A 10,179-nucleotide genomic window follows, 5' to 3' on the forward strand; every position below is an offset into this window, starting at 1 on the left:
CGCGGGCCCCGGAGGATGTCGTGACCGACACACAGACACTGATCGAGAACCGACCGCCGTCCGTGGCGGCCCTCTTCCTGGATCGCGTGGCGGCCACACCGGACGCCGAGGCCTACCGCTACCCGGTGCCCGCGGCCTCCGGCCAGGGCCCGGACGACTGGAAGTCGCTCAGCTGGGCGCAGGCGGCCGAACGGGTCTACGCGATCGCGGCCGGTCTCATCGAACTCGGCATCCAGCCCGAGCAGCGGGTCGCCCTCGCCGCCTCCACCCGCGTCGAGTGGATCCTCGCCGACCTCGGCATCCTGTGCGCCGGCGCCGCCACCACGACCGTCTACCCGCAGACCAACGCCGAGGAGTCGGCGTTCATCCTCTCCGACTCCGAGAGCCGTGTGCTGATCGCGGAGGACGCGGCACAGGTCGCCAAGGCCGTCGAGAAGCGCGCCGAGCTGCCCGAGCTCGTCCAGGTCGTCGTCATCGACCCGGCCGGCGTCGAGACCTCCGACTGGGTTGTCACCCTCGCCGAACTGGAGCAGCGCGGCGCGAAGTACCTGGAGAAGCACCCCGAGCTGATCAAGGAACGGGTCGGTGCGATCACCAAGGACCAGCTCGCCACCCTCATCTACACCTCCGGCACCACCGGCCGCCCCAAGGGCGTACGGCTGCCGCAGGACAACTGGTCGTACATGGCGAAGGCGATCGCCGCGACCGGCCTGATCAGCAGCGAGGACGTGCAGTACCTGTGGCTGCCGCTCGCCCACGTCTTCGGCAAGGTGCTCACCTCCGGGCAGATCGAGGTCGGTCACGTCACGGCCGTCGACGGCCGCGTCGACAAGATCATCGAGAATCTGCCGGTCGTGCAGCCGACGTACATGGCCGCCGTGCCGCGCATCTTCGAGAAGGTCTACAACGGCGTCGCCGCGAAGGCCCGGGCGGGCGGCGCCGCCAAGTACAAGATCTTCCAGTGGGCGGCCGAGGTAGCCCGCGAGTACGCCAAGGTCACCCAGGACAACTTCCGCCGCACCGGTGCCGCGACCGCGCCCTTCGGGCTCGCCGCCAAGCACAAGGTCGCCGACGGGCTCGTCTACTCCAAGCTGCGGGAAGCCTTCGGCGGGCGGCTGCGGGCCTGTGTCTCCGGGTCGGCCGCGCTGGCGCCCGAGATCGGCTACTTCTTCGCCGGCGCCGGCGTTCACATCCTGGAGGGCTACGGACTGACGGAGTCCTCCGCCGCGTCGTTCGTGAACCCCGGCGAGGCCTACCGCACCGGTACGGTCGGCAAGCCGCTGCCCGGCTGCGAGGTGCGGATCGCCGACGACGGGGAGATCCTGCTGCGCGGCCCCGGCATCATGCAGGGCTACCACGGGCTGCCCGAGAAGACGGCGGAGGTCCTGGAGGCCGACGGGTGGTTCCACACCGGTGACATCGGCGAGCTGTCCCCCGACGGCTACCTGCGGATCACCGACCGCAAGAAGGACCTCATCAAGACGTCCGGCGGCAAGTACATCGCGCCCGCCGAGGTCGAGGGACAGTTCAAGGCGGTCTGCCCCTACGTCTCCAACATCCTCGTGCACGGCGCCGACCGGAACTTCTGCACCGCCCTGATCGCCCTCGACGAGCTCGCGATCCTGGAGTGGGCCAAGGAGAACGGCCTGGACGGCAGGTCCTACGCCGAGGTGGTGGCCGCGTCGGTGACCGTCGAGATGGTCGACGGGTACGTCAAGCAGCTGAACGAAGGGCTGCAGAAGTGGCAGACCATCAAGAAGTTCCGGCTGCTGCCCAGGGACCTGGACGTGGAGCACGGGGAGATCACGCCGAGCCTGAAGCTGAAGAGGCCGGTCGTGGAGCGGGAGTACAAGCACCTCATTGACGAGATGTACGCGGGGACAAGGGAGGCCTAGGGGTTCGTCGTCGGGTGCGGGTGCGTGGGGGCTGGTCGCGCAGTTCCTCCCCCAGCCTTCGGCCGGGGGTGCCCCCAGCGCCCCTTTCACCTCAGTTCGAACCGGCTCTGTTCAGCAGTTGCCGTAGCTCTCTGGTCTCTTCCCTCAGCGTTGCCACATCGACGGGCTCCTCGGACAAGCGGTCTTCGATGGCCGCCAACCGTTTGCTCAACTCGCCGAAATCCGCCTGTTCACGCGCCAGCAGTTCCTGCAACTGCTGGTTCTTTCTGTGCAGTTCCAGGAAGACGTTTACCTTCGCCCGCAGCACCCACGGATCGAACGGCTTCGTCAGGTAGTCCGCCGCGCCCGTCGCGTAGCCGCGGAACGTGTACCCGGCGTCCTCCTCCACTCCCGTCAGGAAGATGATCGGGACGTCTTTCGTCTGGTCGAGGCGTTTGATGTTCGCGGCTGTTTCGAAGCCGTCCATGCCCGGCATGCGGATGTCGAGGAGGACCACGGCGAAGCGGCGGCGCAGCAGGGCCTTCATCGCCTCCTCGCCGGAGCGCGCCCGGACGATCGGCTCGTTCAGTGACCCCAGAACGGCTTCCAGTGCGATCAGGTTGTCCTCCATGTCGTCGACCAGGAGGATGCCGGCACGCTCGTCGGCGGTCATTGCTCCGTCCCTTCGCCGTCGGCCGTCTCGTCGTTCCGGGTGCTGTCGGGGTCCAGGAGCGCGCAGACGACGGTGAGGAGCCGGTCGACGTCCACCGGCTTGGGTACGTAGTCGTTGGCGCCGCGTGCGATGGACTTCTCCCGGTCGCCCGGCATCGCCTTCGCGGTGAGGGCGACGATCGGCAGGCCGGTCCAGCGGGGGGCGCGGCGTATGGCCGCGATGGTCTCGTGGCCGTCCATCTCCGGCATCATGATGTCCATCAGGACGAGTTCGACGTCAGGGTTTCGTTCCAGGGTCTCGATGCCCTCCCGGCCGTTCTCCGCGTACAGCACGGGCATGCCGACGCGGCCGAGGACGTGGGTGAGGGCGAAGACGTTGCGGATGTCGTCGTCGATGATCAGGACGCGGCGGCCGGGGAGTACGCGGCCCGCGCGGCCGGTCTGCCACTCCTCGAGCCTGGTCGGGGTGGGCCAGGAGTCCTCCGGGTCGGGGCCGGTGGCCGGTGCGGGGCCGAGGGGCGGCCCGGCGTGGGGCTGCGGGGCCGGGCCGGGGGCCGTGTGGCCGGGGCTGACGACCGGGACGTACAGCGTGAACGTCGAGCCCTGGCCCGGTTCGCTCTCGGCGACGATCCGGCCGCCCAGCAGGCCGGCGATCTCCCGGCTGATGGACAGGCCGAGGCCGGTGCCGCCGTACTTGCGGTTCGTGGTGCCGTCGGCCTGCTGGAACGCCTCGAAGATGACCGGGAGTTTCTCGGCGGCGATCCCGATGCCGGTGTCCGACACCTCGAAGGCGATCACCTCGTCGCTGTCGCGGACGTAGTGGTGCTCGGGGTCCTTCACCCGGCGCACCCGCAGCTCCACCCGGCCCTTGGCGGTGAACTTGATCGCGTTGGAGACCAGGTTGCGCAGGATCTGCTGGAGGCGTTGTTCGTCCGAGTACATCTCGCGTGGCACGTCCTCGCCGACGGTCATCTCGAAGGCCAGGCCACGGTCCAGGGTCAGCGGTCGGAAGGTCGCGTGGACGTAGTCGAGGAGTTTGATCAGGGGGAGGCGTTTGGGGCGTACGTCCATCCGGCCGGCCTCGATCTTCGACAGGTCCAGGATGTCGTTGATGAGCTGGAGCAGGTCCGAGCCGGAGCGGTGGATCGTCGTCGCGAACTGGACCTCCTGGTCGGAGAGACGGCCGTCCGGGTTGTCGGACAGCAGTCGGGCCAGAATCAACAACGAGTTCAGCGGAGTGCGCAGTTCGTGGGACATGTTCGCCAGGAACTCCGACTTGTACTGGGATGAGGTCGCCAGGAGGGCGGCTTTCTCCTCCAGTTCCGCGTTCGAGCGCTGCAGTTCCGCCTGTTGTTTCTGAAGTTCGTCCGAACGTTCCTGGAGCTGCATCGCCAGCCGTTGTGACTCGCCGAGCAGGGACTCCGTGCGGGAGTTGGCGATGATCGTGTTGATCGCGACGCCGATGGTGTTGACGAACTGGTCGAAGAACGCGAGGTGGACGTCGGAGAAGCGGGAGAAGGAGGCCAGTTCGATGATGCCGAGGAGTTTGTCCTCGAAGAGGATCGGGATGATGACGATCGTCGTGGGCGCGGCTTCGCCGAGGCCACTGTTGATCTTGATGTAGTCCCGCGGGGTCTCCTCGACGAGGATCCGTTTCTTCTCGCGGGCCGCCTGGCGGACCAGGCCGTGCACCGGGAGGCCGCCGGTCTCGACCGTCGCGCCCTGCGCGGAGCCGTAGCCGGCGATGAACGCGAGGCCCTTCGCCGGTACGGCCGTGCGCACGGCGGCGCCGTCCTCGTCGGGGTCGGCCAGGAAGAACGCGCCGTACTGGGCGTTCACCAGCGGGGTCAGCTCGCGCAGGATGAGGTCGGCGACCTCCATCAGGTCCCGGTGACCCTGCATGAGGGCGGCGAGGCGGGCCAGGTTGGACTCCAGCCAGTCCTTCGCGCGGGTCGTCTCGCGCAGGTTGGCCACCATCAGGTTGATGTTGTCCTTGAGCTCGGCGACCTCGCCGCGGGCCTCGACGGTGATCGAGCGGGACATGTCGCCCTGTGCCACGGCAGAGGCGACCTCGGCGATCGCGCGGACCTGGGTGGTGAGGTTGAGCGCGAGCTCGTTCACATTGGTCGTCAGGCGCTTCCAGGTGCCGTACACGCCCTCCACACGGGCCTGGCCGCCCAGCCGGCCGTCGGAGCCCACCTCGCGGGCCACCCGGGTCACCTCGGAGGAGAACGAGGACAGGGTGTCGACCATCGTGTTGATGGTGGTCTTCAGCTCAAGGATCTCGCCGCGCGCGTCCACGTCGATCTTCCGCGACAGGTCGCCCTGGGCGACGGCGGTCGCCACCTGGGCGATGTTGCGCACCTGCGAGGTGAGGTTGTCGGCCATGTAGTTGACGTTGTCGGTCAGGTCCCGCCAGACCCCGGAGACGCCGAGTACCTGGGCGCGGCCGCCCAGCCGGCCGTCGGTGCCGACCTCGCGGGCCACGCGGGTCACCTCGTCGGCGAAGGCCTGCAGTTGTTCCACCATCGTGTTGACGGTGTCCTTGAGTTCGAGGATCTCGCCGCGCGCGTCGACGGTGATCTTCTTGGAGAGGTCGCCGTTGGCGACGGCCGTCGTCACCTGGGCGATGTTGCGGACCTGGGACGTCAGGTTCAGTGCCATGAAGTTGACGTTGTCGGTGAGTTCTTTCCAGACGCCGGAGACGCCTCTGACCTGCGCCTGACCGCCGAGGTTTCCTTCGGTGCCGACTTCGCGGGCCACGCGCGTGACTTCGTCGGCGAAGGCGGACAGCTGGTCCACCATCGTGTTGATCGTCGACTTCAGTTCAAGAATCTCGCCTTTCGCCTCCACCGTGATCTTCTTGCCGAGGTCGCCCTGGGCGACGGCCGTGGAGACCAGGGCGATGTTGCGGACCTGGGACGTCAGGTTGTCGGCCATGAAGTTGACGTTGTCCGTCAGGTCCTTCCAGACGCCGGAGACGCCTCTGACCTGCGCCCGGCCGCCGAGGTTTCCTTCGGTGCCGACTTCGCGGGCCACGCGCGTGACTTCGTCGGCGAAGGCGGACAGCTGGTCCACCATCGTGTTGATGGTTGATTTCAGTTCAAGAATCTCGCCCTGCGCGTCGACCGTGATCTTCTGCGAGAGGTCGCCGTTGGCGACGGCCGTCGTCACCTGCGCGATGTTGCGGACCTGGGAGGTCAGGTTCGACGCCATGAAGTTGACGTTGTCGGTGAGGTCCTTCCAGACGCCGGAGACCCCCCGTACCTGGGCGCGGCCGCCCAGTCTGCCCTCCGTGCCGACCTCGCGGGCCACGCGGGTCACCTCGTCGGCGAACGCGGACAGCTGGTCGACCATGGTGTTGACGGTGAGCTTCAGCTCCAGCAGCTCACCGGTCGCCTCGACGGTCACCGTGCGGGTCAGGTCGCCGCGCGCCACGGCCGTCGTCACCAGGGCGATGTCACGGACCTGCGCGGTCAGCCGGGACGCCATGGTGTTCACGGCCTCGGTGACGTCCCGCCAGCTGCCGGACAGGCCCTGCACCTTGGCCCGGCCGCCGAGCCGCCCCTCGGTGCCGACCTCGCGCGCGACCCGGGTCACCTCGCCGGTGAACAGGGACAGCTGGTCGACCATCGTGTTGACCGCGCGGGCGAGTCTGCGCAGATCGCCGCGCAACTGCCGGCTGCCGTCGTGCAGATCGACCCGCTGGGTCAGGTCGCCGCCGGCCACCGCGTCCAGCACGCGCGTGGCGTTCGCCGCCGGCGCGACCAGGGCGTCGAGGACCTGGTTGACGTCGTTGACCCGGGACGTCCAGGCGCCCTGGCCGGGGCTGGCCGACAGCCGCTCGTCCAGGCGGCCGTGGCGCACCAGCTCGCGCTTCACGCGTCGTACCTCGGTGTTGAAGTGGATGCCGCGGTCCATGATCTGGTTGAAGACCGCGGTGAGTTCGGCGACGATCCCCTCCCCGGTGGTGCCGTCGGCCCCGGTCTCCGGGACTTTCGTGAAGTCGCCGTCGCGGGCGGCGGTCATCGCGGCGAGCAGTGGGCGCAGTGCGGATGCTCGGAGTTGTTCCGTTTTCTGTCCGTCTTCGAGCACACGCGTAGCACTGTTCTCACTCATGGCGGCCCACTTCGGTAACTCGGTGCTTATGGGCGCAGTCAGTCTGTCACTCTGTCCGCATCGATCGGGATGTATTCGTCCGAACTGCTCGGGGAGCTGGACATGGGGGCCATACCCACGCAACGGGAGACCGTCTCCCGGGTCCGTGAGGCGCCTGCGCACGACGAGGCGCCCGCGCACGACACCGCGGTCCCGCGTGCGCAGGGGTGCGCGACCCTGCCCGGAAGCCCCCTCGCACCCGGTTCCGCCCGCGCCCTGGTGCGCGCCTCCCTCGACGAATGGACCGACTGCGGACTTCTCCGCCCGGAGCAGCAGCGGGTCGCCGAGGACGCCATGGTCGTCGTCAGCGAACTCGTCACCAACGCCGTCGTGCACGCCGGTACGGACGTCGAGGTCGAGTGGTGGCTGGAGACGCAGGACGAGACGGCGTTCGTCGTCGAGGTCACCGACCACCATCCCTCCCGGGCGCCCCGCGACCACCCGGGCGAGACACCGTACGAGACACCGGAGTTCGGGCGCGGGCTGCGTCTGGTCGCCTCGCTCGCCGAGTCCTGGGGGGTGACGTACCGCACCGGTGCGAAGTCGGTGTGGGCGCGACTGACGGGCCGCGGCGGCACGCTCCCCGACGAGCAGCAGCTGAAGGTCGCCGAGATCCTCGCCCCCGAGCCACCCGCACCTCCACAGGCGCACACGCACACGTACGCGCACGGGGCCGCGGCGGAGGGCGGTGCATGCTCCCACCGCCCCGAACGCGACCGGGACTGGCTCAACCGGGGCGCGTTGTCCTTCCTCGCGGAGGCCTCCGACCTGCTCGCCGGGCAGCTCGACGAGAACCTGGTGGCCGCGCTCACCGGCCAGCTGATCGTGCCGCGGCTCGCCGACTGGTGCGCGGTGTGGCTGGAGGACGAGGCGACCGTGCGCGGGGGCGGCTGGGGCGACCCCGCCGGCGCGGGCGGCCCGCGGCTGGCCCGGGTCTGGCACGGCAGCGAGAACCGCATCGAGGAACTGCGCCGCGCCCTGGAGAAGGACCCGCCGTGCGCGCAGAGCGGCTTACGGTCCGGGCCCGAGCCGTATCCCTGGCCCGGCGCGGCGCTCGGCCCGCAGGGCGCCCTCGGCTCGGCGCTCGCCTACCGGCTGATCGCGGGCGGCCGCCCGCTCGGCACACTCGTCATCGGACGCTCCGGCCCGGACGGCTTCCCCGACGAGATCACCGGCCTGGTGGAGGACTTCGGCCGCCGGGTCGCCCTCGCCATCGGCGCGGCCCGCCAGTACGCCCGCCAGGCCACCATCAGCGCCGTACTCCAGCGCGGGCTGCTGCCCGGCGCGGTCGCCGAGATCCCGGGCGTGCGCAGCGCGCTCGTCTACGAACCCTGTGACAAGGGCGGCCCCAGCGGCGACTTCTACGACCTCTTCCCGGCCGGCGACGGCCGCTGGTGCTTCGCGGTCGGCGACGTCCAGGGCAAGGGGCCCGAGGCCGCCGTCGTCATCGGCCTCGCCCGGCCCTGGCTGCGGCTCCTCGCCCGCGAGGGATACCGGGTCGCCGACGTCCTCGACCGGCTCAACCAGCTCCTCCTCGACGACGCCACCGAGGCCGCCGACGCCGCCGCCCGCGCCCTGGTCGCCGCCGGCGGCCGCCCCACGCCGCCCGGCGACGGCCCGCAGACCCGTTTCCTCTCCCTCCTCTACGGCGAACTCACCCCCCTCGACGGCGGCGGCATCCGCTGCACCCTCGCCTCCGCGGGGCACCCGCTGCCGCTGCTCCTCGGCCCCGACGGCGAGGTCCGCACCGCCGCCCGGCCGCAGACCCTGCTCGGCGTCGTCGAGGACGAGACGTACACCAGCGAGACGATCGAGCTCGCACCCGGCGACAGCCTGCTGTGCGTGACCGACGGGGTCACAGAGCGGCGCTCCGGCAGCCGCCAGTTCGACGACGGCGACGGGCTCGCCCGGGCCCTCGCCGGCTGCGCGGGGCTGAGCGCCGACCTGATCGCCGAACGCATCAGACGGCTCGTCCACGAGTTCGGCGGCGGACAGCCGGAGGACGACCTGGCGCTGCTGGTCCTCCAGGCGGAGTGACCGGGGCCGTACCGGAAAGTCGTACGGGAAATCGGTGCGGGACGAGTACGGGACAATGGGGGACATGCCTTCCGCACTTCCCGACGGCGAGCCGGTTCCGGACGACGGCGCGCTGCCCGCGTCCGCGCTCGCCGGAGCCGCCGCCCGCCCCCTCGGGTTCTACCTGCACGTCCCCTACTGCGCGACCCGCTGCGGCTACTGCGACTTCAACACGTACACGGCGACCGAGCTGCGCGGCACCGGCGGTGTCCTCGCCTCCCGCGACAACTACGCGGACACGCTGACCGACGAGGTCAGGCTGGCGCGGAAGGTCCTCGGTGACGACCCGCGCGAGGTGCGCACGGTGTTCGTGGGCGGTGGTACGCCGACGCTGTTGGCCGCCGCCGATCTCGTACGGATGCTGCACGCGATCCGCGACGAGTTCGGGCTCGCCCCCGACGCGGAGGTGACGACGGAGGCGAACCCGGAGTCCGTCGACCCCGCGTATCTGGCGGCCCTGCGGGAGGGCGGCTTCAACCGGATCTCGTTCGGCATGCAGAGCGCCCGGCAGCACGTGCTGCGGGTCCTCGACCGGACGCACACCCCCGGCCGCCCCGAGGCGTGCGTCGCGGAGGCCCGCGCGGCCGGCTTCGAGCACGTGAACCTCGACCTGATCTACGGCACGCCGGGCGAGTCCGACGACGACTGGCGGGCCTCGCTGGACGCGGCGATCGGGGCCGGTCCCGACCATGTGTCGGCGTACGCGCTGATCGTCGAGGAGGGCACGCAGCTGGCCCGCCGGATCCGCCGGGGCGAGGTCCCGATGACCGACGACGACGTCCACGCCGACCGCTACCTGATCGCCGACTCGGTGCTGGCCGGGGCGGGCTTCGACTGGTACGAGGTGTCCAACTGGGCGACCTCCGAGGCCGGCCGCTGCCTGCACAACGAGCTGTACTGGCGGGGCGCCGACTGGTGGGGCGCCGGGCCCGGGGCGCACTCGCACGTGGGGGGCGTGCGGTGGTGGAACGTGAAGCATCCGGGGGCGTACGCGGCGGCGCTGGCGTCGGGGCGGTCACCTGGGGCCGGGCGCGAGGTCCTGACGGACGAGGACCGGCGGGTGGAGCGGATCCTGCTGGAGCTGCGGCTGCGGGAGGGGGTGCCGCTGGCGCTGCTGAAGGAGGAGGGGCTGGCGGCTTCGCGGCGGGCACTGGGAGAGGGGCTGCTGGAGGCCGGGCCGTACGAGGAGGGGCGGGCCGTGCTGACGCTGCGGGGGCGGTTGCTGGCGGATGCGGTGGTCAGGGATTTGGTGGACTGATCGCTCGGGCGAGTGAATCGCAGTGGAACGGCGGTTCGCCCCCTAACCTCGCGCTTTCATGAGCGTGCTCGTCCATGCCTTGATCAAATAAGCGGAGAGTGCTCCTGACCTGCAACGATGGGACTTGTCTAGGGTCCTGTT

General features: G+C 70.2%; 5 protein-coding genes. 3 read left to right on the top strand and 2 right to left on the bottom strand.

All coding sequences use genetic code 11. The annotated features are described in order from the left end of the window. Positions 1-20 precede the first annotated feature (20 nt). On the top strand, positions 21-1,895 hold the full coding sequence (locus ABZ887_RS27985) for an AMP-dependent synthetase/ligase (RefSeq protein WP_361294580.1): 1,875 nt from the start codon (positions 21-23) through the stop codon (positions 1,893-1,895). 91 nt (positions 1,896-1,986) lie between these two features. Here ABZ887_RS27985 and ABZ887_RS27990 read toward each other — a convergent pair whose 3' ends face one another. Both ABZ887_RS27990 and ABZ887_RS27995 read right to left on the bottom strand, forming a co-directional pair. Beyond that, a complete protein-coding gene (locus ABZ887_RS27990; protein ID WP_361294583.1) occupies positions 1,987-2,547 on the bottom strand; it encodes a response regulator in 561 nt (186 codons plus the stop codon). Beyond that, positions 2,544-6,665, bottom strand: a complete 4,122-nt coding sequence (locus tag ABZ887_RS27995) for a HAMP domain-containing protein (protein ID WP_361294586.1) — start codon at positions 6,663-6,665, stop codon at positions 2,544-2,546. Before ABZ887_RS27995 ends, ABZ887_RS27990 begins: the two co-directional genes overlap by 4 nt. A gap of 102 nt (positions 6,666-6,767) precedes the next feature. Between ABZ887_RS27995 and ABZ887_RS28000 the strand changes: the two genes are divergently transcribed. Both ABZ887_RS28000 and hemW read left to right on the top strand, forming a co-directional pair. After that, on the top strand, positions 6,768-8,741 hold the full coding sequence (locus tag ABZ887_RS28000) for a SpoIIE family protein phosphatase (RefSeq protein WP_361294589.1): 1,974 nt from the start codon (positions 6,768-6,770) through the stop codon (positions 8,739-8,741). Positions 8,742-8,805: 64 nt separating this feature from the next. Next, positions 8,806-10,038: a radical SAM family heme chaperone HemW gene (gene hemW, locus ABZ887_RS28005; RefSeq protein WP_361294592.1), complete on the top strand. Its 1,233-nt coding sequence runs from the start codon at positions 8,806-8,808 to the stop codon at positions 10,036-10,038. Positions 10,039-10,179: the final 141 nt, after the last annotated feature.

This window comes from Streptomyces sp. NPDC047061 (genome assembly GCF_040643955.1).
GTDB lineage: Bacteria > Actinomycetota > Actinomycetes > Streptomycetales > Streptomycetaceae > Streptomyces.

Bases quoted from the DNA above. Each gene is read 5' to 3' on its own strand.
- hemW (WP_361294592.1), top strand. From the start codon at position 8,806: ATGCCTTCCGCACTTCCCGACGGCGAGCCGGTTCCGGACGACGGCGCG.
- ABZ887_RS27995 (WP_361294586.1), bottom strand. From the start codon at position 6,665: ATGAGTGAGAACAGTGCTACGCGTGTGCTCGAAGACGGACAGAAAACG.
- ABZ887_RS27990 (WP_361294583.1), bottom strand. From the start codon at position 2,547: ATGACCGCCGACGAGCGTGCCGGCATCCTCCTGGTCGACGACATGGAG.
- ABZ887_RS28000 (WP_361294589.1), top strand. From the start codon at position 6,768: ATGGGGGCCATACCCACGCAACGGGAGACCGTCTCCCGGGTCCGTGAG.